Below are 25,140 nucleotides of genomic sequence, written 5' to 3' on the forward strand. Positions count from 1 at the left end.
CCTGGCATTGCCATCTTGACAATAGTGATTAACCTGCCGTCAGGCTGATGCACCTTCCGGAGTTAATATGGCGACAACTATTGAAGAGAAGGAAGTAGTGTTGGCATCTTACTTGCGTCCAGTGTTGACATGCACACTAAAAAATTAACCCGAAAAGTAGGAGGTGAGCCTATGTCGCATCCTGGCGGCTAGACTTGATCGTTGCGGAGCTGGCGTATGTCGGCACGTTGTGGGGCACCAGAAGGTCGCGACTGTGGAGATTCGACAGTGATGCCCCTGAGGTTTCTACAGCTTTATTGATGCTTTTAGTGCTGAAAGGGGCACTTTTATGAAGAAGACCAACGCGCTCACCCCAGTACGACGGGGTGCCAAGCAGGAAAACCATGATCGTCCCATCGCCGCGATCGACTGGAACACGATTCCGGACGAGAAAGATCAAGAAGTATGGGACCGGTTGACGGGCAATTTCTGGCTTCCAGAGAAAGTACCGCTATCCAACGATATCAAGAGCTGGGGAACGCTTAATGACGTGGAGCGGCGCACGACGATGCGGGTGTTCACGGGGCTCACAATGTTGGATACGATCCAGGGCACCGTTGGCGCGGTATCATTGATCCCTGATGCTCTCACGCCTCACGAAGAGGCCGTGTATACGAACATCGCGTTCATGGAGTCGGTTCATGCTCGTTCATATTCGTCGATTTTTATGACCTTGTCGTCAACGCCGGAAATTAACGAAGCTTTCCGATGGTCGGAAGAAAATAGCAATCTCCAGCGCAAGGCGGGGATTATACTTGATTACTATGAAGGTGATAATCCTTTCAAGCGGAAGGTTGCGTCGACACTGCTTGAATCCTTCCTCTTCTACTCTGGGTTCTATTTGCCTATGTATTGGTCGAGTCACGGCAAGCTGACAAACACCGCAGACGTCGTCCGCTTGATTATTCGTGATGAAGCTGTTCATGGCTACTACATCGGATACAAGTATCAGCGCGGGCAAGAGGTGCTCACTCAAGCCGAACGGGATGACCTCAAGGACTACACGTTCGAGCTTGTCTATGAGTTGTACGAAAATGAGACGCAATACACCGAAGATCTGTATGACGATTTAGGGTGGACTGAGGATGTTAAGCGTTTCTTGCGGTATAACGCGAATAAGGCTCTCAATAATCTGGGCTACGAAGGCTTGTTCCCTCCCGATGAGACTCGCGTCAGCCCGGCCATAATTTCATCGCTGAATCCGGGGGCAGATGAGAACCATGACTTCTTCTCTGGATCAGGCTCGTCCTACGTAATCGGTAAGGCAGAATCGACCACCGATGAGGACTGGGACTTCTAGTGTGTGACGCTATGGTGGGTTCACACCTCCTTGAGGTTGATCGGTGATACCCCCTCCCATGCGGAGGCGAGGGGCGAGGGCTGGCCTTTATGTGGTGCGCAGCGTTACTATATTGAACATCGTTGGTGTACTACAGGCTATTGTCCGCCGATCGTCACAGAATTCCCAGACGCTACCCTTGGGTTGTTGAGAACTACAGCATCTCAAATGTTGTGGTTTGTGCTGGTCACAGCATTCGGAGTGATGTGGTCGGGGTGTGGCCGGGGCACGCCGGCAATATTATTGACGAGGGACCTGCTTCCCATGAAGGTAGGGAGCAGGTTCCGAATTCAGGAGGAAAGTATGACTGCCGTAGCGCCTAAGGTTGATCATCCGGTCGCCCCCGCTAGGCCGATGCCGTCAGGGACCACCCCTAAGGGAGGATTTGCCTGGCGCATGCTGACCACGACGGACCATAAGCAGCTCGGTTTGATGTATATCATCACCTCGTTCTGTTTTTTCTTCCTCGGTGGTCTCATGGCCTTGCTGATTCGTGCTGAACTCTTCAGCCCGGGTCTCCAGTTCTTGTCTAATGAGCAGTTCAATCAGCTCTTTACCATGCACGGCACCGTCATGCTGCTGCTGTACGGCACACCTGTGGTGTGGGGCTTCGCGAACTACATCATGCCACTACAAATCGGTGCACCTGACGTTGCGTTCCCTCGGCTGAATGCCCTGGGTTTCTGGCTGACTGTCGGTGGTGGCATCTTGATGCTCTCGGGCTTCTTCACTCCTGGTGGCGCCGCTGACTTCGGGTGGACCATTTACTCGCCACTATCTGATGCTCTTCACTCACCGGGCATTGGCTCCGATATGTGGATTGTCGGTGTTGGAGCTGGTGGTGTTGGTACCATCGCATCGGCCATTAACATGATTACCACTATTGTGTGCCTGCGTGCCCCAGGTATGACAATGTTCCGCCTACCGATCTTCACCTGGAATATCTTGGTGACGTCGATCATCGCGCTGTTGATCTTCCCGATGCTGACTGCTGCGGCCCTCGGTGTGCTATATGACCGTAAACTGGGAGGGCACATTTATGATCCTGCTAATGGCGGGGCAGTTTTGTGGCAGCACCTGTTCTGGTTCTTCGGCCACCCCGAGGTGTATGTCTTGGCTTTGCCGTTCTTCGGCATTGTCTCTGAGATCATCCCCGTTTTCTCGCGTAAACCCATGTTTGGTTACGCGGGCCTCGTGTTCGCCACGTTGTCGATCGCTGCTCTCTCGGTCGCCGTCTGGGCACACCACATGTTCGTGACCGGTGCGATCTTGCTTCCGTTCTTCTCCTTCATGACTTACCTCATCTCGGTGCCGACCGGTGTGAAGTTCTTCAACTGGGTTGGAACGATGTGGCGGGGACATATTACCTTCGAGACCCCAATGCTGTGGACCATGGGCTTCCTTGTCACATTCCTCTTCGGTGGGCTGACTGGCATCATGCTTGCCTCTCCGCCACTGGATTTCCACGTGTCGGATACCTACTTCGTCGTTGCTCACTTCCACTACACCCTATTCGGCACCATTGTGTTCGCCTCCTGCGCTGGTGTGTACTTTTGGTTCCCGAAGATGACGGGCCGTATGTTGGACGAGCGCCTGGGCAAGATCCACTTCTGGTTGACCATGATCGGGTTCAATGGAACCTTCATGGTTCAGCACTGGCTTGGCGATGAAGGCATGCCGCGTCGGTACGCTGATTACCTTCCCACTGACGGATTCACCGGGTTGAACCAGTTCTCCACCATTTTCTCCTTCATCCTCGGTATCGGCTTCCTACCGTTTATCTGGAATGTGTTCAAGTCATTCCGTTATGGTGAGATTGTCACCGTCGACGATCCATGGGGTTACGGGAACTCGCTCGAGTGGGCGACCTCCTGCCCACCGCCGACCCACAATTTCCTCTCGCTGCCGCGTATCCGCTCCGAGCGCCCCGCGTTTGAACTGCATCATCCACATATGGTTGAAAAGATGCGCGCCGAAGCTCACGTTGGTCGCCATTTTTAGCGCGACCGCATGGTGATCATCGGGCGCCCCGCGCCCGGTCAGGCCACCTCCTAATCGGACCTCCTGAATATAAGAAGACGGCCCCTATCCACACGGGTGGGGGCTGTTTCTATATACCCCACCCATACATATCACCAGATACTCATCCACCTCGACCATGAGGAGCACACAGGTACACCATGTTCCCTCAACCCACTGTGAACCTGATCCAAGGATTCTGCCCCGCCACTATTATCGTGTCCGGCCCAGACCGTCCCGGTGTGAGTGCAGTGCTCTTTCGTGTCCTCGCAGAACACGACAGCCAACTACTCGATATTGAGCAATCTGTGTTCCGTGGATACCTGTCTCTTGCCGCCCTTGTTGGTTGCCCGCCTTCTACAATCACTCATCTCCGTGGTGATCTGACCACAACGCTAGCCCCGTTTGACTGCACGGTAGACATCGACCACGATCCCCAAGCCACACGCTCACGACCATATTCCAGCCATGCTGTTGTCGTGTTAGGCAATCCGGTCACGGCAGACCATATCTCCCAGGTTGGTCACGTTCTCGCGAACCACGGAGCGAACATCGACACATATCGTGGGATTTCTGACTACCCGGTGACCGGAGTGGAAATGAAGATCTCGACACATGATCCCCGCCGAGGCGACGACGTTGACCTCCGTAAGGCCCTGACCGAGTTAAGCACGCAGATTGGTGTTGACATCGCTATTGAGCGAGCCGGTCTGGCTCGCCGTTCACAGCGCCTCATATGCTTTGATTGCGATTCAACCTTGATTCAGGGCGAAGCCATTGAAATGTTAGCGGCCCACGCCGGAAAAGAGAAGGAAGTCTCAGAGGTGACCGCCCGGGCGATGAGGGGAGAAATCGACTTTGAAGAATCGCTTTATGATCGAGTTGCAACATTGCGTGGTTTAGACAGTTCAATCCTCGAGGATGTTGCTAAAAATATCGCTCTGACGCCAGGAGCTCGCACAACAATTCGCACCCTCAAGCAACTGGGGTACCGGACCGCGGTGGTGTCGGGCGGTTTTATCCAGGTGATCCAGCCTATTTCCGATGAACTCGAACTTGATTTCGTCAAGGCGAATACGTTGGAGGTCGTCGATGGAAAACTTACCGGACGACTCGTTGGGGATGTTGTTGATCGGGGGGAGAAAGCTCGTTTCCTCGAGGAGTGTGCAGCGACATCCGGTATAGCCATGAACCAGACTGTCGCCGTCGGCGACGGAGCAAATGATATTGATATGCTCTCCGCTGCCGGGCTTGGCATCGCCTTTAACGCGAAGAAAGCCCTGCGAGACGTTGCAGATACCTCAGTGAATTTCCCGTTCCTCGATGTCGTGTTGGGCATCCTAGGCATCGATCGTGATGATGTCATGGCGGCCGCAGAAGGTTGCGAAACGGACACAGGGGCAGCACACGATGAGTAAGGGCACTCCCTACGGTGATTGGTCATATGACGGATCGGAACTCTTCCGCGGCCGTGTTCCCTCGAGTATTGCCCACTCTCATGGTCGGCTGGCATCACTTCGTCACAACACGACGAATGCTCATGAGGGGGAAGACCTCAATCATCCATCGACCGTTCAGGCGATGCCACTGGTGTTGAAGATGCCGAGGTCGGCCCTTCCCCCTCGACGAGACCTTTTGGAGGCTACAGCGCTCGCCTCCATCCTTGTATGTCTTGATCCCCGCGCGGGATACGATGAGACATGGATGACACCATTGGCACAATGGTACGGGGCGCGGATTCGTAAAATCGCACGCCGGGCGCGAACACCGGGGCAGTGGGCGAGGGTACAAGATATCCCTGGTATGACAGTGACCATTGGTGAGTCATCCGCGAGGGCTTTTCTTCCCGGCCCCGTTCGGGATATTGATCCAAGGATAGGCAAACTCCAGATCAGCGGGACTGACCTTCCCCCACACGATGACCAACAAAATATTGGTGCCAGCATTAAGGAATCTGTCTATCCGGTGATCGCGATAAACACCGATCTGGAGATGTCAGTAGGTAAAGCAGCAGCCCAAGTCGGGCATGCTGCCATGCTGTGGGCAGCACATGCTACGTATTCAACGGTTGAGCAGTGGCTTCGCGAACCACGGTTCACCGTGGTTGAGAGTTCGAGTCACGACCTCGATGACGCCGTTCGACGCCGCGGGGCCGGTCAGTCCGTTGAGATCATTGACGCCGGATTCACTGAAGTCATGCCAGGAAGCAGAACAGCAGTCGTCTTCAACCCAGCGCTATAGCCACTGCTAAGAACCCCTATGAGTCCCCTTTTTTTACGAGTCGCTGGAGCGCAGCCTGCGTTTGATGTAGGGAGTTTGTTCGCCACAGGTCAGGCATAGAGGCTGCGATATATGACCCGTACCGTTTGGTCGCTAGCCGTGAATCAAGAACGGCGACGACGCCACGGTCATCAACTGATCGGAGGAGCCGCCCCGCACCCTGCGCCATGAGGAGTGCTGCGTGTGTCGCAGAAACTTCCATAAATCCACTCCGCCCGGCGGCGTCAGCTGCATCTGATCGTGCTTTCAGTAAGGGATCGTCTGGTCGGGGAAAGGGAATACGGTCAATGATGACCAAGGACAACGAGGGGCCGGGGACATCAACACCTTGCCATAACGACAATGTGCCGAAGAGGACCGAATTTTCATTATTGGAAAACGCAGTGACTAGTGCACTAAGCGAGTCATCACCTTGGCAGTAGACATCAAAAGGAAGAACAGACCGCATAGCGTCAGCCGCGGCTTCGGCTGCACGACGCGACGAGAATAAGCCCAATGTCCTGCCACCAGCGGCAGAAATAAGGGTACGCATTTCTTCGCATGCCTCGCTGGACATTCCGTCGCGGCCGGGAGGTTGAAGGTGGTCAGCCACATAAAGGATGCCCGAGCGTCGCGCGTCGAAAGGGGTTCCTACATCGAGCGTGGTGTACGTATTTGTGGGCAGACCCCATTGCGCTGCCATAGCATCGAATTTTCCTCCGAGGGCGAGTGTTGCGGAGGTGAGAATGACAGTGCTTGTGCTGAAAAGGTTTTTGCTCAGTAGCGGGGCGACTGAGAGGGGGGCAACGAGAACCTTGCCGGGATCACCATTTTCCTTCCACACGACGTCGTCTGGTTCATCGGACACCCCGTTCTGCTGCTGTGACAGTTGATTGGCATAGGAGAGAATTCGGGTGCAGGTGTCCTGCAGATCGTCTAATGCAGAGAGAACAGCTTGTCGTTCGGCTGCTTTTTCCGGGTTGGCGGTGAGCGTATCGGGGGAGACACTGTGCACCGCGGTGAAGGCAGTATTGAGGTGTTGGCGTAGATCCTCAACGTTAGTGGTCGCATTATCCGGGACAGGTTTCCACCGGCCGTCGTCGATGACCGTGTCGATGTAGCGTTGCCAATCATCGATACTGTTCATCAGGGACGATGAGGCTTCATCGTCGAACTTGGCGACGCGTCGCGCTGTTGCTCTCATGCCGGGTGCGGCAAGTTCTTCCGTCGCAACTGATGTGATCCGCCCATCGAGTTCGTGCGCTTCGTCGATAATGACGATGTTGTGCTCGGGCAAAATGTTTCCGTCGGATAGTGCGTCGATGGCCAGAAGCGCATGGTTAGTCACGACAATGTGGGCACCGCGGGCTCTGTCGCGAGCGCGTTCGGCAAAACAGTCATCGCCATGGGGGCATCGTGAGGCACCAATGCATTCTTGAGCTGTTACGCTGACCTGTTTCCATGCTAGATCCGAGACGCCACTGTCAAGGCTATCTCGGTCGCCGTCATCTGAGTCGGATGCCCAGTCATGCAGGTGTTGTATTTGGTGACCGAGACGGGAGATGTGGGCGGGATCGATGAGGGCGCTGTCCTCATCGTCGACGCTGAGCTTATTGAGGCAGAGGTAGTTGGATCGTCCTTTGAGGATGGCAAAGGTGATGTCGCCGAGTTCTGGTTGAAGCGCTGTGGCTAGTCTGGGGAGGTCACGGGAGATGAGTTGTCGTTGGAGCGCAATGGTGGCGGTGGAGACAATAATACTGGTGTTTGTTTCGACAGCATGAGCAATAGCGGGGATGAGATAGGCCATTGATTTGCCTGTTCCCGTCCCCGCTTGAACAGCCAAGTGTTTTTCCATCCTGATTGCTTTTTGGATGGCAGTCGTCATGCCCGATTGCCCTGCACGTCGAGCGCCGCCCATGTCGGAAACAACGATGTCGAGGAGACGGTTGGCGTCGTAGGTGGCGATATCGTTGTTGTCGCGTGTCTGTGTGTGGTGTGTTTTTTTGCTCATGTGTATCTGGTGAGCTGTTTAGAATCCGACGAATCGAGTGGAAATCGCGGGTTCATCGGCTGGCAGTGCGAGTCCCTCCCATGGAAGGGTGATGAGTGAGTCGGCGAGGTATGTGCGACATGTGTCGAGTGAGGGGAGATTGCCGGTGATGTCGCCATCTCGTACGAGCGCGATAGTGAGGGGTCGGAGGTGGAGGCCGTCGGATACGTGTGGTGGTTCGGCGTCGAAGCGGGTGATGAGTTCTTCGACGGCGGTTCCGGATTCGCGGACGGCGCGGAAGGCTCGTTTGGTTCCGCCGTGGGAGATTTTGTGACGTGATCGTTTGGAGACCGGGAGGCCGTCGACTTCGACGAGTTTGTAAACCATTTCGGCAGTGGGATAGCCGGATCCTGTGACGAGTGAGGTGCCGACACCGTAGGCGTCGACGGGCTCGGAGCGGAGCGCGGCGATGGCGTATTCATCGAGGTCGGAGGAGACCACAATTTTTGTGTTGGTGGCGCCGAGGGCGTCGAGCTGGTTGCGTACTTGTCGAACAAGAACTCCGAGATCGCCGGAGTCGATACGGATGCCGCCGAGTTTGGTGCCGGCAACGTCGATGGCGGTGCGCACGCCTGCTGTGATGTCGTAGGTGTCGACGAGGAGGGTGGTGTCGATGCCGAGAGTATCGATTTGTGTTTTAAAGGCGTCGGCTTCGTGGGGGCCATCGTGGGTGGTGTGGGCGAGTGTCCATGCGTGAGCTGCGGTGCCTGCGGAGGGGATGTTGTATCGGTATGCGGCTTCAAGGTTGCTGGTGGAGGAGAAACCGGCAAGATAAGCGGCGCGAGTTGCAGTGACTGCGGCATATTCGTGTGTGCGGCGGGATCCCATTTCCATGATAGTGCGGCCTTCTGCAGCGGTGACCATGCGTGCTGCTGCGGTGGCGATGGCGGAGTCCGCGTTCATGATGGAGAGGATGACTGTTTCGAGGACGACGCATTCTGCGAAGGTGCCGCGGAGGGTCAGGATGGGGGAGTAGGGGAAGTAGAGTTCGCCTTCACAGTAGCCATCGATGTGTCCGGTAAAGCGGTAGTTGCGGAGGTATTCAATGGTGTCGTCGCTGAGGAAGTCAAGGTAAGCGAGTTGGTCGTCGGTGAAGACGAAGTCTCGGACCGTGCTTAATACGCGTGCGGTTCCCGCCACAACTCCGTATCGACGTTGGCCGGGCAGACGTCGAGCGAATACTTCGAAGGTTACCTGGCGGTTGGCCGTGCCATCTTTGATAGCAGCATCGAGCATGGTGAGTTCGTATTTGTCGGTGAGTAATGCGCTGGATCGTCGGTCGAGCTCAGGGGAGGGGGAAGCGGTCATGGCGATAATAGTAATGGTTTGGTTCGGTTAACGAGTGGATGGTGGTGGCTGCTCGAATTGCTGAGGTGGTGATGCGTGAAGTTGTGGGGGTTTTGCTTTTGTGCGTGGGGGTGAGTCGCTACGGATGCTGTGAGTCGTAGTGGTTTCTGGCTAGAGTGGTCAGCATGAGTCCTGCCGCAGCTCCTTTAGCTACCCCTGAAACAGACACGCAAGCGTTGACAGAACCGGATCTTCCGTGGCTGTGCATTGTCTGGGATGATCCGGTGAACCTGATGAGTTATGTCACCTACGTGTTTGAGACGGTGTTAGGTTATCGACGTGCGCGGGCGACGGAGTTAATGATGAAAGTCCATACGGAAGGGAAGGCTGTGGTGTCGTCTGGTGAGCGGGATAAAGTGGAGGTTGACGTCAAAAAACTGCAGACCGCTGGTTTATGGGCCACGATGCAACGGTCTGAGGGCTGATCTGCCTGTAGTCAACCTTGCCGTACCCTACTGTATGACGTAATGACGATTCACGTGAGGGATGAGCTGTGGAGCCATGGAAGCCTCGTAAAGGTTTGTTGAGGAAGCGGACGGTTGGTACGATTTTTGAGCCGATGGAGCGTGAGCTTCTTGGTAACGCCGCGGCAGAGTTGTGTAACGCATTAATTAAGCGTCAGCGGACTGCTCCGAAGGATGCATTGGAGGAAATGACGGGGATTAGTTCGGGGCATACGGAGAAGCCGAATCACCCAGGTTTGGCCCGGTTACTCCCTGATTTTGAGGCCGCGGATGCCGAAGAGTTTGAGGGGGATAATGGGATGCTTCGGCAAATTCATGAGCCGGAGATAATCTCGGAAAAGCTCACTCATCTGCGGTATATCGTCGACGCGTTGGGGCCGGATGGGTCGGTGAACGTCACCTTGGATGATGATGAAGTTCCCCGATGGCTTGCTGCGTTGAATGATATTCGTCTGTATAAAGCGGCGGAGTTCATCGATGAGGATGGTTGCTTGCCTGAGGCTGGTGGCGACCGACGTTTTGTGGAATGGCTGGCTGTGTGTCAGGAATCGCTACTTGAAGCGTGGTATTCATGATTGACAGCCCCATTGGTGTTTTTGATTCTGGTGTTGGTGGTTTGACGGTGGCGAGGACCATTGTGGATCAAGCCCCGACTGAGTCGATTATGTATGTCGGTGATACGGCGCATGCACCCTATGGTCCCAAATCACCTGAGGATGTTGTTCATTATTCAATGTCCATTGCTGATGATCTCGTCGCGCGTGGGGCGAAAATGATTGTTATTGCCTGTAATACTGCGTCATCGGTGTTCTTGGAGCGCGCACGTGAACTCTATGATGTTCCTGTTATTGGGGTTATTGAGCCGGCGTCACGGCGTGCTGTTGCTGCGACGCGTAGCGGGCGTGTGGGGATTATCGGGACGACAGGGACTATTGCATCGGGGTCCTATCAGCGGGCAATTGCAGAGATGGATCCTGACGTTGAGGTTCATGCTGTGGATTGTCCGCAGTTTGTTCCATTTGTTGAGCGTGGTATTACGACGGGGAGACAGGTTATGGGTTTGGCTGAGGCCTACCTGGAACCGTTGCACGATGCTGGTGTCGACACATTGGTGTTGGGATGTACTCACTATCCTTTGCTCACTGGGGTTATTCAGTTGGTCATGGGGGACAGTGTGACACTGGTGAGTAGTTCCGAGGAAGAGGGAAAAGAAGTTGCACGGGTCCTGTATCAAGAGAATTTGTGTAACAATGCTGTCTCTGAGGTCGGTTCTGATGGTGTATTTGACGCTAGTGTGGTCAATGAATTCGTTGGTCCTGATCCAGTCTATCGTTTCGAATCAACGGGTGATCCTCACCGGTTTGCGCGGTTGGCACGACGGTTCTTAGGGCCGTCGATTGCTCAGGTCAGCCACGTGCCTGGGGGAATGGGCAGGTAACTCCGTGATGCGAGTCTCACCCCGGTGTGCGAGTGATGATGAAGACAAAAGTGTGTGAAATTGCAGCTATACGCTCCATTGTAAGGTTCTGTCTGGCAGTATAACCACATGCGGTTGACGATTATCGGTTCCTCAGGAAGTCTCGCTGGTCCGAAGTCTCCGGCATCAAGTTATCTCGTCTCGCCGGAGGACGGGTCAGATCCTGTCATTATGGACTTGGGGCCTGGGGCAATGGGGATTCTTCCACAAGTGACTGATCCTTCCCGTGCACACATTGTGTTCTCCCATCTTCATGCCGACCATTGTCTCGATTTTCCGTCGTTGTTGGTGTGGCGCCGTTTTCATCCTCGGTTAGCCGCGACGACGAAGAATATTTTTGTTGGTCCTATTTTTGCTGCTCAGCATTTGGGTTTGGCTAGTGCTGACGCGCCGGGGGAGGTTGACGATTTTTCGGATAGTTTCGTGATTCGTTCGTGGTGTCAGGGTGATGTGCAGGAGGTGGGGGCTTTCGATTTTACGCCGATGGCGATGGTGCATCCGACGGAGACATATGCACTTCGGGTCGTTGAGCGCGATACTGGTCAGACGCTGGTATATTCCGCCGACACAGCATATTGCGATGACCTTGTTGACTTGGCGAAGGGTGCGCAGTTGTTGTTGTGTGAGGCATCGTGGGGGGCATCGTCGGTGGGGGCTGCTCCGGGTATGCACATGAGTGGTGCGGAGGCGGCGATGACGGCGGCACGGGCCGGTGTTGAGCGGTTGATTTTGACTCATATTCCGCCGTGGATTGATGTTGCGGATACTGTTAGTGCTGCGCAGGAACATTTTTCAGGTCAGATTGATGTGGCGTTGCCTATGCAGACTTACGAGTTTTAGGGTGTGTGTTGGGGGTGGCCGGTAGGGTGGGATGTTATGAGTGATTTTGTGCGCGCTGATGGCCGTGCCCTTGATGAGATGCGCCCTGTGCGTATTGTTCGTGGTTTTACGACGAATCCTGCTGGTTCTGTGTTGGTTGAGTTCGGAAATACGCGGGTGATGTGTACGGCGTCAGTGGAGGACCGTGTGCCTCGTTTTAAGAAGGATAGTGGCGAGGGGTGGTTGACGGCGGAGTATTCCATGTTGCCGTCGGCGACGGTGGATCGGATGCCTCGTGAATCGATGCGAGGGAAGGTGAAGGGGCGTACTCACGAGATTTCGCGGCTTGTGGGGCGTTCGTTGCGTGCTGCGGTGGATTTGCGGGCGTTGGGTGAGAATACGATTGCTATTGACTGTGATGTTTTGCAGGCTGATGGCGGTACTCGGACGGCGTCGATTACTGGTGCTTATGTTGCGCTTGCTGATGCGTTGACGTATTTGGATGCTGCGGGGTTGTTGGCGTCGACGCGGGCTTTACTTCCTCCTGTTGCGGCGGTGTCGGTTGGGCTTATCGATGGTCACGTGTGTCTGGATCTTCCGTATGAGGAGGATTCTCGTGCGGAGGTGGATATGAATGTCGTGATGACGGAGTCGGGCGAATTTGTGGAGATTCAGGGCACAGGTGAGCACAATACGTTTTCGCGTGATCATCTGACGCAGTTTATGGATGTGGCACAGAAGGGCTGTGCAGAGCTTATTGCTGTGCAGAAGGACGCATTATCTGCGGCGTATCCGACGTCGTTGTCGAATGTGAAGTGAGAAATTCGTGCGGGTTCTTGTTGCGAGTAGGAATACTAAAAAACTGAGGGAACTTGAGCGGGTGCTAGATGCCCGTCGTGTTGCGGGTATTGAGTTGGTGAGCTTGAGGGATGTTATGGATTTTCCTGAGGCTCCCGAGACTGGCCGGACGTTCGGTGATAATGCGTTGTTGAAGGCAAGGGACGCTGCTCGGCATACAGGTTTGGTGTCTGTTGCGGATGATTCTGGCTTGAGTGTCGATGAGTTGAATGGGATGCCAGGTGTCTTGTCGGCTCGCTGGTCGGGGAGTCATGCCGCTGATGATGTCAATATGAATCTGGTGTTGGGGCAGATGGCGGATGTTCCTGACGAGCGGCGAGGAGCGGCCTTTGTATCTGTCTGCGCGGTTGTTGTCCCGGAGGTATTGATGCATCGTGCGGAAGCTGTCGGTCTGCTTGCTCCGACTGTGCAGGAGCGTGGTGGTGGTATTCCTCTGTCTGCTCCGATCACACCTGGTGAGTTTGTGGCGCGCGGTGAATGGCGCGGTCGGATTATTCGTGAGCCACGGGGAGACAACGGGTTTGGCTATGATCCGATCTTCATTCCTGAGGAGGAAGATGCCCGTGCGATATCCGGAGGTGAGGCGCGGACATCTGCAGAATTGTCTGCTGAGGAGAAGGATGCCCAATCACATCGTGGTCGGGCTTTGGCTCAGTTGGTTCCTCTTTTGAGATCTGTGGGCACAATGTAGCGTGCCGGTGACGATTGTGTGGAGCCCGGCGTTGGCGGTGAGCTGCACGGCAGTAACCATGAATAAGAGCTGTGCAGCTGACCGCTGATGTGGAAGAGATCGTGTTCCTTAGTCGAGGTCGAAGGTTTGTTGAACTTCGTGGCGACGGCGAGCTTCGATGACAAAGGAAATGAAGGGAATTGTTCCTGCTATGCAGGTGGTCAGCCATCTGATTGGTTCCCATCGAGCCTTTGTTCCTAGGTCCAAGGTCATGACAAGGTAGATCATGAAAAAGAAGCCGTGAGCCATACCGATGTAGGTGAACCAGGCTGGGGGGTTATCCAAAACCAGATGGGCGAGAATGATTTCTACGCACAGGATGAGTAACCATATACCGGTGAGGTATGCCGCAATGGAATATCGCTTGAGTGCTGCTGCTACTCGCGCTTGCCGTGCTGGGTTGATGCGTGGTTGATCTTGCTGGGGAGATGGGGTGCTTCCGTGGGAATCGGCGGTTACCTTCCGGTTGGTCTGAGCATTATTCATGGTGTGTCCTTGGATATCAATTATTGTCTTGAACGAAAGCCTTTGCGATTATCTGCTGTGCGGTCCGGTGTTTGTGCAGACTGAGGGCGAGACCGCTGTGGCAAAAAATCGGTGGGGATTTCCCGCATAGGCTCGGTTGTGGATGAGGTGACCTCGTTCTTTCCTCGTGATGCCGTGTTATGACGAGCCGCCGAAGAATGGTGTGTCGCCCCCGGTTCTGTGTTCCCTTCGGCAAGCTCGCGTTCGTATTGCAGGTATTTACGATACGAGATGATGAAAAAAGCTCCGATCGCAGGCCACTGGAGGACGTATCCGAGGTTTTGGGCGGTACCCGTCTCTGAGGTGTAGCGGTCCCACTGCCAGTGGGCAAGGAGTAATGTTGTTGCGACGGCAGCGATGAGGAAAATGATGTGAACAATGCGAGCTCGCGTGGAGGGCATAGTGTGCTGAGCCTGTGTCTCAGCGTGGTGCCCCTCTCCACTGGTGCCGGATGTGTTTCCGTGCAGGTGGTTGGCGTTGTCCTCTCGGTTCACGGAACACAGTCTACCTGTCGTTGTGTGGTGGTGTAGCGAGCTGGGTGGGAGGAGTTTTCTTTTGTGAGGGGCAGTCAGCTACTATTACCACCGCGTGCGAGTACGCTGTTTTGCGCTTGTGGCGGAATTGGCAGACGCGCTGGATTTAGGTTCCAGTGTCTTAGGACGTAGGGGTTCAAGTCCCCTCAAGCGCACATGTCCCCCTCACCGGTGAATCTGGTGAGGGGGTTGTCGTTGGGCTATCACCGTGTGATGCTCGGTGGGTGCGGAACCTGTGAGTTTCCTGTGTGATTGGCGTACTTACATTGAGGCGAAGAGCCCTACGCTCGATGAACAGCGTACAGGGATGTTTCCTCCGAGGGCGTTTACCACGTTGTCGATCGCTCTGGGATCGTATGGTGTGCCTAGGTGATCTGGGAGATCGCCGGGGCAGCCGTCTTGGAGAACAATATTTCTGTGGTTTCCTGAGCTAAATTGGGTGTTGCTTAGTGGCGTCGCGGCTTCATCGGCTAGAGATGAAATGGCGGTGTATTGAACGCCGGGGGCTTCGATGTCACCTTCTTTGAGTTTCATCATGAAGTCTGAGGTTTCCAGCAGATCATTAGCGGCTTGCCCCAGGATTCCCCGGGCGAGACTCCCCACGGGAAGGCCTGCGTCTTCCATAGCTTTTTTGAGATTTGAAAGACCTAGTAGGGATGTTCCACGATTTGTCCCTGAGATGGTGACAATTTTTCCTACGCGACTAGGGTGGGTTTTTGCATATGCTATTGCCAAGGTTCCGCCTTGGGAATAGCCAACAAGGTCAACCTTGGCGGCGCCTGTATGACTGAGTACTTGATCGATCTGCGTTGACACCTGGTCAAGGCTGACGGGCATGGGTCCTAGACCATAGGAGCCGGTTGATGTCGCGGCGATCGATTTTCCATCTCCGATTCCAGGGGCAAGTTGTCCGTAGTTCATGGCGTATACGCATTTGCCGTGGTTTGCCAATGCAGGAGCTAAACGGGAGAAACTGCGGTATGCATTGGAGTTAAAACCGTGGAGTAAGACGACGGGGTTGTCACCGTGGTGTGGTGTGCAGTCGACGTTGGTGCCTTCGGGTGACGGGTTGGGGTCATGTGATGATACCTCGTCTGCGCGAAGGGAGTTATGTTGTTCGGGCAGGGGGGAGCCCATGTGGGTCCATGGGGCGATTGTTGACGGTGGTGAGTCAATGGGGGCTGGCGTTGCAGAGGCTACTCCAGTGCTTATTAGTGTCATGGAGACGGCCGCTGTTATTATCAAGCGTTTCGATCGAGAGCTCACAATAGACCTCACTAGCTATGGGAAGGGCCTGGTCACTTCCGTGTCTTATATTACTAAGCTAATTATTTCTTATTGTGATCCGAAAAGCTAGGAAACCATAGAAAAGTGCCTGCGACTCACTGCTCTCATAGCTATGAATATTGTGACAAATATCAACGAAAACCATGTCCCAGGACTGGGACATGGTTCGTGTTTGTCGTGAGGCTCTATGCAGAAGCAAATGGTCCTACGCTAGATGAGCACCGCACGGGTATGTCCCTGCCCAAAGCGTTAATGACGTAATCAATAGCTCTAGGATCGAAAGGAATACCTAAATGATCAACCAAATCTCCGGGGCAGCCCTCTTGCAGCACGATGTTCTTGTAGTCGCCAGACGTAAACTGCGAGTTGCCCAGTGGTGTTGCAATTTCGTCAGTGAGCGATGAAATTGCAGTATACCGCACTCCGTCGACTTCAACGCCCCCGTCTTTGAGTCGCATCATGAAATCTGATGACTCCATGAGGTCATTTCCAATTGGCCCCACTATGTCGTCGGTCATTTGTGCTATTGGGCGACCGGCTTCCTCCAATAGCTTCTTTAAACCTGAGAGTCCTAGTAATGATGTCCCGCGATGGACTCCCGCGAGCGTGACAACGTTATCTACAGCGTCTGGATGAGCTTTTGCATATGCAGAAGCGAGAGCTCCTCCCTGTGAATAACCGACAATATCAACTTTTGGAGCTTAGGTTTGGTTCCGGACTCGTTCAATGTGCTCAGATACCTGCTCAAAGCTGGAATCCATCGATTCGAGAGCGTAGAGACCCGGTATAGCGGCCATTGCGGATTGTCCATCGCCCATGCCGGCAGCAAGTTTCCCGTAATTCATGGCGTATACGCACTTACCCTGCGCCTTCAATGCAGGAGCTAGGCGGGCGAAAACTGTATATGCACTGGACATCGTTCCATGCAGCAAGACAACGGGATTCTCACCCTCGGCGGGAGTGCACTCTACGTTTGACCCCTCAGGTGACGCATCAGGGGTTCCCAATGATGACAGGTAGGCCTGAAGCAAATTTTGCTTTTCTGGCATATGGGGCGCCATCTCTGTCCAGGATGAGACAGACGGCGGGGGTAGATCGGACTGTGGGGGCAATGCTGAAGCTACTCCAGTGCTTGCCAAAATTGCTGTCGCACTGACAGCAGCAAAAAAACCTTTCATGCGGCCAACCACAATAAACACCTCACTAGATGAACGAAGCGGTCGCTCTCCGCTTCTCTGACTACAGTGGCGGCGTCATTATCTACTAAACCGTAGCTAAAGCCTAAAATCTGAAGCAGACGTAACCAAAAACTAATTTTCAACAAGAAAAATGAGGAGACGTATGTTTGTTCGATAAGTCGATATTCAGCGCAAATGTTAAAATTATCGAACGCAACCATGCTGACGTGTCAATCGGCCAGACTACCCCCGAGGGGTACCCCCGCCCGTGAGCTTACGATCATGAGTGTTCGATATGTGTGTCTGACATGTTATTGGTTATATTTATATAATAGTTTTCGAGAGTTCTATAAGTCCTCAGTAGTGCAATGTAGATAATCTGATGCGGAAATATCAAGAGCGCACCGGATTGTCAAAATCGTAGATGGAGATGGGGGGCCGTGTCATCACTCCATCACATACAAAAGCGACGTGCCGGCGGGGACCGAATGTCCCACCGGCACGTCGATAAAAATTCAGATTATCCTACGCAGCGTAAAGAACTCATGTTCTGGTTGATAAGAGCTGAGCGAAAATTACACCTACCGTCGGCAGTTGAGCAATTCATTGAGTGCAGGCTTTGGTGACCCATCAACATGGAAAATTCCGAAGTGTGCCTGATGGTTACTTGTAGTCCCTGGGCCGTAATCGCTGAGCGTGTGGTAGTACACTGTGTCAATCTTCGGATTTTCCTTGACTAGGCGAATGGAATCGCGGTAAACGTTCGCCTGTGTCTGGTCATCAACCTTACTATCTGTCGACGCACCGAACTCGGTGATCCAGAAATGCTTTTTGCCATACCCGGCAGCACTGAGCGCAGGCTCAAACGTGCTCTTGATATGGTCCCAACCAGAGCCGCGAGTACTCGGCAGACTACCATTGTTGCTATAAGGGTGAAGACCGATGACATCGGCATAATCGAACGCACGATTCTTGATGAGCCCCTGCATCCACGGGATATCATCGATAGATTCCGGCTTGGGATCCTTCGGTCCAAAGCCACCAGACACGATCGTCACAGAGGGTCGCACCTTATGGGCTTCAGTGTATGCGGCCTTGAGGAACTGTGTATAGACGGCAGGGTCAGGCTTTTTCCAGAACGCGGCATCTGGAGCTGGCTTTGTCCGGTTCGGCTCATTGACGACCTCAAATGCGTCAACCTGTGGGAATTGCTTCACCATAGCTGCGAACAACTTACCAAACTGCTCCGGAGTTCCCCATGAGGGGATTTCAGAGATTTCAACCAACGGCTTGGCATGGTTAACGTTGATAGCGCGGTCAACCTGTCGGGATAGTGATGAGAAATCGTAGGGGGCGTTCGGAGCTTTCTGGATCTCTACCCACCTCACTCCAAAACGGGAGCGGGTAGCCCTAGTTTGAGCAAATTTCGCATCCGTATTTTTGGCGAGGTTATGGTAGTGAGCATTGGAAATTCCATAATCACATTGACGTGGAATTGGGTTAGACTGACCTGGTCCGGGCTGGTCTGAGCTGCCAAAGCTACCTAGCGTACAAGCATTGGCACTAGAGACGGTGAGTCCTGTAGTACACAGGACAACGAGCGCGCGGGCGATAGTTCTACGGAACATATTACGACTCCCTTCGTCGGATGTTCCCCCCACCATCCATTGATGTAGATTCTCATCCATCCTGCTTAGTGGCTTACTTGTGAACCTTCGTCGTTCCGATTGGTTCACAAAGAAAGAATACAGCACTCTGCTTCCAAAAGTAACGGTACGTGGAAACCCCTGGATAGAGATAAAATCTACACTGATGCTGCCATGGGTTTTTGTGTTTACCCCCGCCGGATTACCCCAAAGAGGGTTTTTGTGTTTACCCCCGCCGGATTACCCCAAAGAGAGATGTCAGTCACTTGCCATGACACTGACTCGTCCCCTCGGACGTCGTCGTCGACCGGTGAATCTTCCAGGGACGAGTAGATGAGTGGCCTTACCTTGTGGCCACAGGGCCTCACCCGGTTGGAACAGCCGGACTACACATCAACCTGTACGTCAGGCAATCTAGATGGTTACACAGACACATCGGTATTGTCCCATTCCAATGTATGCCCATCGAGAAGCCAGGTGAGAGCCCATAATCGCTCGATACCACTGTTCGGATCAAAGTTGCTCCCGTGTATCAGCCCCCGTCGGGCCGCCGCCATCAGGCTACGATACGTCTGCTGCGCGTCGAGGAGTTCATCAACGTTGCGGACCGTGGCGGGTGTTCCCATGTCTAACGCAGTCGGAAAGGCGGTGGCCCCGTTCGTGGGCTCACCAGAAAATGCAGATGGGAGTTCATACCGACCTAGTGCCCACGTCAAAGCCCCGACAGCTTCACTGCGCCACGAGAGACGCTCTGCTAATCTCACGTCACCACTGTCGAACAGATGCTTTTCTTCTCGAGTACGCACTGCAAAACCGTCAGGGGATGTTTCCTCCATAAGAGCGGGGTCAATCGGATCTCCGCGAAGGATAGAGTCGGCATAGTCGGCAACCATGCACAGTGCGATGGCACGTAGTTGGACATCTCGAGCAGGCTTAACAGTGAGCTCGTCCGGACTACGAACAGAGGTAAAAGTATCGGGGATCTCGACGTGAGTGGTCCGGTGAATACGCTGCCGAATCCTGGTGAAACGCTGTTGGGCGGCCGTGGTAATCGGCGGACGCCCCAGAGCTGTCACACTTGCCGTGGGGAGGAGTGGCCGACCTGATGGATCAATCAACATGCCATCCTCCATAAGAAGAATTGCATTATTATCTGCCGACCAGCGTAGAAGCCCGCGGTATACCGATGGATCAGACGCATCGGCTTCAAAACTGTAATGCCACTGTGTCGCCCGCAAATGTTCCAAAAGGTCTAACGCTTCTTGAGGGAGACACCCGCCTCCTGCAGTCACATTGAAACGGGAAAAAATATATTCGTAGAGTTCACGAATATGGCTGCTGAATATACCTAATGCCTCGCGATCAAGACTAGGAGGGAGACGCAGGGAGTCGTGAGACATGTGTGTGTCAGGAGCTGCGGTCACAACCGACTGGCGTTGTGAACTGTGTGGTGAACCAAAGACGGAAAGATAATCAAATGAAGAATGGGTGGGATTGATACTGGGCAAACCCTGACATTGTATAGAGCCTGATGCTACCCAAGGTTCACTGTATGTAGTGAGAGTAGAGTAAGCATTAATTTCCATAACCGTAATCTCCGATTCTTATTCTTGTGCTCCTCAGTAGACCGTGGTAATGAATGCTCAGATCGTGGGCTTTTCTCGGCTAATGTGGGCGCATGTCCATGTCCGCCACCGACAATCCCTGACAGCATGCCAGTGAATATCATGAGGACTATTCTCAGAGAAATTCATTACAGAGTCATAAGCTACATAAAGCCTCGAGACGACAACAGGCGAATCGCGATCCCGTGGATATCTGTGACGAACCAGTGAATTATCGTGGCATGGCACGTCGCGTGTGGGAATCGCGGGGCTCTATCACCTTCATGACCTAGAGTGTGATGGTATAGCAGGCATCTCGATCCCGGTGTGGATTCGCGTGATGACGCTGACCTAGTATGCGTATTTTTCTCTTCGTGTACCGCGGGTTCGGCCGATATCAATGGTGTACAGCCTACCCATTTCTAGTAGGGGACAGTGGATATGCATCAGTGATGGGGTGACAATGTTCGTCCTATTTTTCAGTGACACCAAGCTCCGTGAGAATACGAAGCACATGACCTGTCGCACGAACATTATACTTGGCGAGCGCGATATTTTGATCCGCATCGACAAGAAAAGTGGATCGAATCACACCTTCGATAAGTTTTCCATAATTTTTCTTTTTCCCAAAAGCTCCCCATTGCTTCATGACATTTTTGTCGGGATCGGACAATAGAGGAAACGGAAGTCCATACTTCTCTTTAAAAACGGCGAGCTTGTCTGGTGCATCAGGCGACACTCCCACGACATCAATCCCTGCTTCAGCGAGGGGGGATAGGTTATCTCGAAAATCGCAGGCCTCTTTCGTGCACCCTGGGGTATTTGCCCGTGGGTAAAAGTATACGAGGACATTCCTGCCCATGAAGTCAGATAGCGACACTGTCTCACCAGAATCTGATACGAGAGAAAAATGCGGTGCAGGATTGCCTATCGCAAGCCGTAGCTGGTCAGCGGAATCATGACTAGTGGATACAGGAGATATGCGAGAGGATGAACCATTCATGTTCATCGAGCTTACCTTGGGTCAATGGACGTGGAGCACTGTGCGGCCCCACTAGCGTCATTCCCTGCGTCTGACAGGAAGAAATTCTCAACGCAACTGTGGTAGCTGTGCATTTTTATAGTCCGTTACCGTAGAGTATTAGCAGAAAAGTGCTGTTTCGTGGGTCAAGTGTGCCCGTGGGACTAGCATCCGTAACCGGATTAAGGAGACCCTGTGGCTCGCAGCATTGATGCAATCCAGAGTGATTTAGAACGTACTCGTCAACAATTGGCCAGCACCCTCGACGAGCTCGCAGATCGCGCAAACCCGAATGCCCTTGCCGATGATGCGAAACAGAAGGCAACCTCCTTCGCTCGCGATCCGAAAGTACAAAAGGTACTCCTCGGTATCGGTATCGCTGTGGCAGGTGTTGTGATACTCACTGTCCGGGGTAAGAGGAAGCAGTCCAAGGAAATCAAGGAAATTCAGAAACTCTTGGCGGCCCACCGGAACGGCTAGTTCACGACCCGTGGAAGGGCTCAACCGCACTTCGGAGAAGTGCGGTTTTTCATGGATCACCTATGCCCGCGCCATATATCAAAAAAGAAAGCGCCCCGAGACGGACTATCCAGCTCGGGGCGCTTATGTTTGGGGTGACTGACGGGGCTCGAACCCGCGACACCCAGGATCACAACCTGGTGCTCTACCAACTGAACTACAGTCACCATTACTGCTTCACAGTTCTCAGTGAACGCTGCGCAGCGGTGTAAATATTAGAACAGAACAGGGGGAGTTCCCAAATCACGCCCTGAACTGCTACATCGGGAAGTGCTCACACGCCTTCGCGGATGCCGCGGCAATTCGTTCAGGAGAACCCTCCTCAGAGGAAACGAAGAACGCATGACGGTAGTAGTCAAGTTCTCGAATCGACTCTTTAATATCAGCGAGTGCACGGTGGGCAAGCCCCTTCGCCGGTTGATTCTGATAAATCTTCGGATGCCAGCGATGGGCGAGTTCCTTAATGGAACTAACGTCGATCATGCGATAGTGTAAAAATGCATCCAGATTAGGCATGTACGCGTCAATAAACTTGCGATCACTGGCGATCGAGTTTCCGGCCAACGGGGCAGAGCGCGGAGACGCCACCCACGTCGTGATGTAGTCAAGGACCGCCTTCTCGGCATCTGCGACAGATACGGTCGATGCGCGAATCTCCTCAGTGAGGCCGTTCGTTGTGTGCATTTTTGTGACAAAATCATCCATCTGTGCCAGTTCGCCCTCAGTGGCGTGAATGACAATATCAACACCGTCGCCAAGGATATTAAGATCAGCATCGGTGACGATGGCGGCAATTTCAACAAGGACGTGCTGTGCGGGGTCGAGGCCCGTCATCTCGCAGTCAATCCAGACAATGCGGTTCAATTTCGAAGCATCAAACTTCTTCGACGATGTGTCAGTGTGTGAGGTAGATGGTTCGGTCATGATAGTCGCTTTCCGGCAGGTGAGCAGCGGTAGGCGACAAAATATAGTGCCTGTAGCCACACCCACACCTTCGTGAAGATAGTGTACCCCTCCCAGCTTAGTGTGCCTCCTGTTCAAAATCCCCTTCCTGAGCTGGTTCCTTGTGTCCCCAGTTGATAACTTTTCCGTAAGCTGTGGGTATGCAGGAGAACGCAACCTCATGGGTCACCATTCCCCCCACTATGCCTGACATCCGTCTCGTGGTGTGCGACATGGACGGCACTCTTTTGGATGAAAGATCTCAGTTGCCCGAGGGATTCTGGGAGATACACAGGTTATTGACAGACAATAATGTCGTCTTTGTCCCTGCAAGTGGACGTCAACTCGCAACACTCACGCACATGTTTCAGCCTGATGATGACACTCAGAGTCGATCAGCACCGACCTTAGGCCCACCTATAGACGATTTCATCGCAGAAAACGGCAACCTTGTTGTTCACTCCGGCGAACGGATATGGCAGAACGTTATCCCCACAACCGTCGCGCACGACGTTACTCGGCTGGTCCGTGAGGGTAATGCCAAGGGCCGTAATATGGGCGTCGTCATGTGCGCCGCGGACGGTGCCTATGTTGACCGAGATGACGACCCATTTCTCATTGAAGCACAGAAATACTATGCCACTTTGAGTGTTGTCGATAACGTTGACGACATCGATGATGATTTCGTCAAATTTGCGATTTATGATTTTGAGGATGCTGAATCCGCTGTGAGCGAGATTTTTGGCTCACTGGATGAGGCCTATCAACCGGTAGTATCAGGCAAGCACTGGATTGATGTAATGGACAAGGACGTCAACAAGGGTGTTGCGCTCCGTCGTTTGCAAGAGTCACTTGGAATCACCCGTGAGCAGACCGCCGTGTTTGGGGACTACCTCAATGACCGCGAAATGATGGCTGAAGGCGCATACTCCTTTGCCATGGAAAACGCCCATCCGATCATTATGCAGGAAGCGAGTTATTGGGCACCGGCACATACGCAGGCAGGCGTCATTCAGGTTCTCCGTCATCTGTTCACCACCAAGGTGCCTACGCGGACACAATGTCCCTCATAGGCACCTATCGTGACGAGTGTGGCGGGATACTTCTGATACGGCGTTCTACTATCGCAATGGCCGACAGAGCAGGGAGAGCATAGCTGCTGGCCACTGTGAGCGGATAATGAAGAATTAGTGGATTACAGTTCCGTTTTTACCGCTTTGGAGCACCTTGTCATAAGGGATATTCCAATCCCCGAGTCCATCGGTTCCGGAGAGTCGTCCGCCTTGGGTATTTCTCACCTCGACAATGTCACCAATGGTGGTGTTCTCTAAAAACCACTTAGCATTTTCCGGGCTAACATTTAAACAGCCGTGAGAGACATTGGTGTTTCCCTGCTGTGCAATTGACCATGGTGCGGAGTGAACATAGATACCAGAGAACGACATCTGCGTTGCGAATTCGACGGTACTGCGGTACCCATCGGTCGAGTCTGAAGGTACGCCGAACGTGGCAGAGTCCATAATCATTGATCGGTTATGATCACCCAAGAAATACACACCATTGGGGGTGGGATAAGTAGGGGAGCCCATCGAGATCGGCATGGTCTTCACAACGTCGCCGTTCCTCTTGATGACTAGTTGCTTCGTCGTGTCGTCCGCAGTTGCGATGAGCTGATCGCCAATAGCAAAGTCCGTGCTCACATCGTTCTTAATATAGGAACCCTCACCGAGATCTTTACCATACAGCTTCGTTTTGACGATGACTTTAGTTCCTGGTTGCCAATAATCTTTCGGCCGCCAGCGAAGAAGACGGTCGCTCACCCAATAAAATGAACCCTCCACATGAGGTTCCGTGGTGACTTCAATGTTCTCCTCGATCTTTTTCTTGTTTGAGACATAGTCGCCGAAGTTGATGCTCACAGGCTGTCCGACGCCGACCTTTGCCCCATCGTTGGGGCCGATGGTTGGTGACAAGGAGGAATTAGGGGAGATGGTCGTAAAACGTGAATGAAGTTTCTTACCGTTAGCGATGGCCGTCAACGTGTAGGTTTTGCCGTACCCAAGTTCTTCACTGGTTTTCCATGACGTGCCGTCGTGTCCTTTCTGTCCCTTAACTACCGTTCCCTCTGCCGATATCAACGATACTTTGGACAGCGTGCTCCCGGCTTTGACTGTAATCGGATCAATGACAGAAACGTCATCATCACCATCCGATATGTTAGCAACCGGTTTCGCGTCCTCTTTCATATCAGAGGATGATGTATGTCCGCTTTCAACCTTCGGGATTGTACAACCTGATACTCCGATTACCCCGGCGACCACCAAAGCGGAAATGATCATGCGTGCGTGCCCGTTACGCATGAACCTTCGTTGTGGCATTTCCCACCCTTACACATTGTTGTTTGCTGCGTGAATGCAGCCGTTCGTGTGCGATATCTCCACGAGGGCACCCTCACGTTATGTAGCGTCATGTACCCCGATTTAG

24 protein-coding genes, 2 tRNA genes and 1 pseudogene are annotated in these 25,140 nt (G+C 53.4%); 13 read left to right on the plus strand and 14 right to left on the minus strand.

The annotated features are described in order from the left end of the window. Positions 1–328: 328 nt before the first annotated feature. The 4 genes from nrdF (at position 329) to V5S80_RS01315 (ending at position 5,638) form a co-directional block, all read left to right on the plus strand. Positions 329–1,339, plus strand: a complete 1,011-nt coding sequence (gene nrdF / locus V5S80_RS01300) for a class 1b ribonucleoside-diphosphate reductase subunit beta (protein ID WP_395168954.1) — start codon at positions 329–331, stop codon at positions 1,337–1,339. 342 nt (positions 1,340–1,681) lie between these two features. Next, complete coding sequence (ctaD, locus tag V5S80_RS01305; protein ID WP_395168955.1) at positions 1,682–3,379, plus strand: cytochrome c oxidase subunit I; 1,698 nt, start codon at positions 1,682–1,684, stop codon at positions 3,377–3,379. A 179-nt stretch (positions 3,380–3,558) separates the two neighbouring features. After that, positions 3,559–4,815 carry a phosphoserine phosphatase SerB gene (serB, locus tag V5S80_RS01310; RefSeq protein ID WP_395168956.1) on the plus strand — a complete coding sequence of 419 codons (1,257 nt, stop codon included), beginning with the start codon at positions 3,559–3,561 and terminating at the stop codon, positions 4,813–4,815. Beyond that, positions 4,808–5,638 (plus strand): peptidyl-tRNA hydrolase, encoded by an 831-nt coding sequence (locus V5S80_RS01315; RefSeq protein ID WP_395168957.1) that lies wholly within the window; start codon positions 4,808–4,810, stop codon positions 5,636–5,638. The genes serB and V5S80_RS01315 overlap by 8 nt, the downstream gene beginning before the upstream one ends. 16 nt (positions 5,639–5,654) lie before the next feature. Here V5S80_RS01315 and V5S80_RS01320 read toward each other — a convergent pair whose 3' ends face one another. After that, positions 5,655–7,574, minus strand: a complete 1,920-nt coding sequence (locus tag V5S80_RS01320; protein ID WP_395169400.1) for an ATP-dependent DNA helicase — start codon at positions 7,572–7,574, stop codon at positions 5,655–5,657. A gap of 111 nt (positions 7,575–7,685) precedes the next feature. Beyond that, positions 7,686–9,014, minus strand: a complete 1,329-nt coding sequence (locus V5S80_RS01325; RefSeq protein WP_395168958.1) for a nicotinate phosphoribosyltransferase — start codon at positions 9,012–9,014, stop codon at positions 7,686–7,688. Positions 9,015–9,178: 164 nt separating this feature from the next. Here V5S80_RS01325 and clpS point away from each other — a divergent pair, with 164 nt between their 5' ends. The 6 genes from clpS (at position 9,179) to V5S80_RS01355 (ending at position 13,362) form a co-directional block, all read left to right on the plus strand. After that, complete coding sequence (clpS, locus tag V5S80_RS01330) at positions 9,179–9,478, plus strand: ATP-dependent Clp protease adapter ClpS (protein ID WP_395168959.1); 300 nt, start codon at positions 9,179–9,181, stop codon at positions 9,476–9,478. Between the two features lie 68 nt (positions 9,479–9,546). Beyond that, positions 9,547–10,092, plus strand: a complete 546-nt coding sequence (locus tag V5S80_RS01335; RefSeq protein WP_395168960.1) for a DUF2017 domain-containing protein — start codon at positions 9,547–9,549, stop codon at positions 10,090–10,092. Continuing rightward, a complete protein-coding gene (gene murI / locus V5S80_RS01340) occupies positions 10,089–10,955 on the plus strand; it encodes a glutamate racemase (RefSeq protein ID WP_395168961.1) in 867 nt (288 codons plus the stop codon). The genes V5S80_RS01335 and murI overlap by 4 nt, the downstream gene beginning before the upstream one ends. 108 nt (positions 10,956–11,063) lie before the next feature. Beyond that, the gene (locus V5S80_RS01345; protein ID WP_395168962.1) at positions 11,064–11,834 is read left to right on the plus strand and encodes an MBL fold metallo-hydrolase; all 771 of its coding nucleotides are present in this window, start codon (positions 11,064–11,066) and stop codon (positions 11,832–11,834) included. A 36-nt stretch (positions 11,835–11,870) separates the two neighbouring features. After that, entirely contained in the window at positions 11,871–12,632 is a 762-nt protein-coding gene (gene rph / locus V5S80_RS01350) for a ribonuclease PH (RefSeq protein WP_395168963.1), read from the plus strand. 7 nt (positions 12,633–12,639) lie between these two features. Next, complete coding sequence (locus V5S80_RS01355) at positions 12,640–13,362, plus strand: non-canonical purine NTP pyrophosphatase (protein WP_395168964.1); 723 nt, start codon at positions 12,640–12,642, stop codon at positions 13,360–13,362. 108 nt (positions 13,363–13,470) lie between these two features. Here the strand turns inward: V5S80_RS01355 and V5S80_RS01360 are convergent, their stop codons facing one another. Beyond that, positions 13,471–13,887 carry a DUF3817 domain-containing protein gene (locus V5S80_RS01360; protein WP_395168965.1) on the minus strand — a complete coding sequence of 139 codons (417 nt, stop codon included), beginning with the start codon at positions 13,885–13,887 and terminating at the stop codon, positions 13,471–13,473. Positions 13,888–13,907: 20 nt separating this feature from the next. Then, a complete protein-coding gene (locus V5S80_RS01365; protein ID WP_395168966.1) occupies positions 13,908–14,420 on the minus strand; it encodes a hypothetical protein in 513 nt (170 codons plus the stop codon). Positions 14,421–14,532: 112 nt separating this feature from the next. On the opposite strand from V5S80_RS01365, the gene V5S80_RS01370 reads away from it, so the two are divergent. Then, positions 14,533–14,614, plus strand: a tRNA-Leu gene (locus V5S80_RS01370). 106 nt (positions 14,615–14,720) lie between these two features. On the opposite strand, the gene V5S80_RS01375 is transcribed toward V5S80_RS01370, so the two are convergent. The 7 genes and pseudogenes from V5S80_RS01375 to bcp form a co-directional block, all read right to left on the minus strand. Next, positions 14,721–15,596, minus strand: a complete 876-nt coding sequence (locus V5S80_RS01375) for an esterase/lipase family protein (protein ID WP_395168967.1) — start codon at positions 15,594–15,596, stop codon at positions 14,721–14,723. Between the two features lie 335 nt (positions 15,597–15,931). Beyond that, positions 15,932–16,264 carry a hypothetical protein gene (locus V5S80_RS01380; RefSeq protein WP_395168968.1) on the minus strand — a complete coding sequence of 111 codons (333 nt, stop codon included), beginning with the start codon at positions 16,262–16,264 and terminating at the stop codon, positions 15,932–15,934. A gap of 81 nt (positions 16,265–16,345) precedes the next feature. Next, positions 16,346–16,432 (minus strand): annotated as a pseudogene (locus V5S80_RS01385) (alpha/beta fold hydrolase); the annotation flags it as partial. A gap of 15 nt (positions 16,433–16,447) precedes the next feature. Next, entirely contained in the window at positions 16,448–16,924 is a 477-nt protein-coding gene (locus V5S80_RS01390; RefSeq protein ID WP_395168969.1) for an esterase/lipase family protein, read from the minus strand. A gap of 581 nt (positions 16,925–17,505) precedes the next feature. Continuing rightward, a complete protein-coding gene (locus V5S80_RS01395; protein WP_395168970.1) occupies positions 17,506–18,552 on the minus strand; it encodes a glycosyl hydrolase in 1,047 nt (348 codons plus the stop codon). 440 nt (positions 18,553–18,992) lie between these two features. After that, complete coding sequence (locus V5S80_RS01400) at positions 18,993–20,078, minus strand: DUF4272 domain-containing protein (RefSeq protein WP_395168971.1); 1,086 nt, start codon at positions 20,076–20,078, stop codon at positions 18,993–18,995. 568 nt (positions 20,079–20,646) lie between these two features. Continuing rightward, complete coding sequence (gene bcp / locus V5S80_RS01405; protein WP_395168972.1) at positions 20,647–21,177, minus strand: thioredoxin-dependent thiol peroxidase; 531 nt, start codon at positions 21,175–21,177, stop codon at positions 20,647–20,649. A gap of 213 nt (positions 21,178–21,390) precedes the next feature. On the opposite strand from bcp, the gene V5S80_RS01410 reads away from it, so the two are divergent. After that, on the plus strand, positions 21,391–21,675 hold the full coding sequence (locus V5S80_RS01410) for a DUF3618 domain-containing protein (protein ID WP_395168973.1): 285 nt from the start codon (positions 21,391–21,393) through the stop codon (positions 21,673–21,675). A 130-nt stretch (positions 21,676–21,805) separates the two neighbouring features. On the opposite strand, the gene V5S80_RS01415 is transcribed toward V5S80_RS01410, so the two are convergent. Continuing rightward, positions 21,806–21,881, minus strand: a tRNA-His gene (locus V5S80_RS01415). 91 nt (positions 21,882–21,972) lie between these two features. Then, positions 21,973–22,638, minus strand: a complete 666-nt coding sequence (orn, locus tag V5S80_RS01420) for an oligoribonuclease (RefSeq protein WP_395169401.1) — start codon at positions 22,636–22,638, stop codon at positions 21,973–21,975. 221 nt (positions 22,639–22,859) lie between these two features. Between orn and V5S80_RS01425 the strand changes: the two genes are divergently transcribed. Next, positions 22,860–23,729: an HAD-IIB family hydrolase gene (locus V5S80_RS01425; RefSeq protein ID WP_395169402.1), complete on the plus strand. Its 870-nt coding sequence runs from the start codon at positions 22,860–22,862 to the stop codon at positions 23,727–23,729. 114 nt (positions 23,730–23,843) lie between these two features. Here V5S80_RS01425 and V5S80_RS01430 read toward each other — a convergent pair whose 3' ends face one another. Next, on the minus strand, positions 23,844–25,016 hold the full coding sequence (locus tag V5S80_RS01430; RefSeq protein WP_395168974.1) for an Ig-like domain-containing protein: 1,173 nt from the start codon (positions 25,014–25,016) through the stop codon (positions 23,844–23,846). Between the last annotated feature and the right edge of the window lie 124 nt (positions 25,017–25,140).

Origin of the sequence: Corynebacterium sp. PCR 32, from assembly GCF_037464985.1 — a bacterium.
In the GTDB taxonomy this organism is placed as follows: Bacteria; Actinomycetota; Actinomycetes; order Mycobacteriales; family Mycobacteriaceae; genus Corynebacterium; species Corynebacterium kroppenstedtii_D.

Bases quoted from the DNA above. Each gene is read 5' to 3' on its own strand.
- nrdF (WP_395168954.1), top strand. From the start codon at position 329: ATGAAGAAGACCAACGCGCTCACCCCAGTACGACGGGGTGCCAAGCAG.
- V5S80_RS01315 (WP_395168957.1), top strand. From the start codon at position 4,808: ATGAGTAAGGGCACTCCCTACGGTGATTGGTCATATGACGGATCGGAA.
- V5S80_RS01390 (WP_395168969.1), bottom strand. From the start codon at position 16,924: ATGAAAGGTTTTTTTGCTGCTGTCAGTGCGACAGCAATTTTGGCAAGC.
- V5S80_RS01380 (WP_395168968.1), bottom strand. From the start codon at position 16,264: ATGACCGACGACATAGTGGGGCCAATTGGAAATGACCTCATGGAGTCA.
- clpS (WP_395168959.1), top strand. From the start codon at position 9,179: ATGAGTCCTGCCGCAGCTCCTTTAGCTACCCCTGAAACAGACACGCAA.
- orn (WP_395169401.1), bottom strand. From the start codon at position 22,638: ATGACCGAACCATCTACCTCACACACTGACACATCGTCGAAGAAGTTT.
- serB (WP_395168956.1), top strand. From the start codon at position 3,559: ATGTTCCCTCAACCCACTGTGAACCTGATCCAAGGATTCTGCCCCGCC.
- V5S80_RS01320 (WP_395169400.1), bottom strand. From the start codon at position 7,574: ATGGGCGGCGCTCGACGTGCAGGGCAATCGGGCATGACGACTGCCATC.
- ctaD (WP_395168955.1), top strand. From the start codon at position 1,682: ATGACTGCCGTAGCGCCTAAGGTTGATCATCCGGTCGCCCCCGCTAGG.
- V5S80_RS01325 (WP_395168958.1), bottom strand. From the start codon at position 9,014: ATGACCGCTTCCCCCTCCCCTGAGCTCGACCGACGATCCAGCGCATTA.
- V5S80_RS01395 (WP_395168970.1), bottom strand. From the start codon at position 18,552: ATGTTCCGTAGAACTATCGCCCGCGCGCTCGTTGTCCTGTGTACTACA.
- V5S80_RS01425 (WP_395169402.1), top strand. From the start codon at position 22,860: ATGCCTGACATCCGTCTCGTGGTGTGCGACATGGACGGCACTCTTTTG.
- V5S80_RS01345 (WP_395168962.1), top strand. From the start codon at position 11,064: ATGCGGTTGACGATTATCGGTTCCTCAGGAAGTCTCGCTGGTCCGAAG.
- V5S80_RS01360 (WP_395168965.1), bottom strand. From the start codon at position 13,887: ATGAATAATGCTCAGACCAACCGGAAGGTAACCGCCGATTCCCACGGA.
- murI (WP_395168961.1), top strand. From the start codon at position 10,089: ATGATTGACAGCCCCATTGGTGTTTTTGATTCTGGTGTTGGTGGTTTG.
- V5S80_RS01430 (WP_395168974.1), bottom strand. From the start codon at position 25,016: ATGCGTAACGGGCACGCACGCATGATCATTTCCGCTTTGGTGGTCGCC.
- bcp (WP_395168972.1), bottom strand. From the start codon at position 21,177: ATGAATGGTTCATCCTCTCGCATATCTCCTGTATCCACTAGTCATGAT.
- rph (WP_395168963.1), top strand. From the start codon at position 11,871: ATGAGTGATTTTGTGCGCGCTGATGGCCGTGCCCTTGATGAGATGCGC.
- V5S80_RS01375 (WP_395168967.1), bottom strand. From the start codon at position 15,596: ATGGGCTCCCCCCTGCCCGAACAACATAACTCCCTTCGCGCAGACGAG.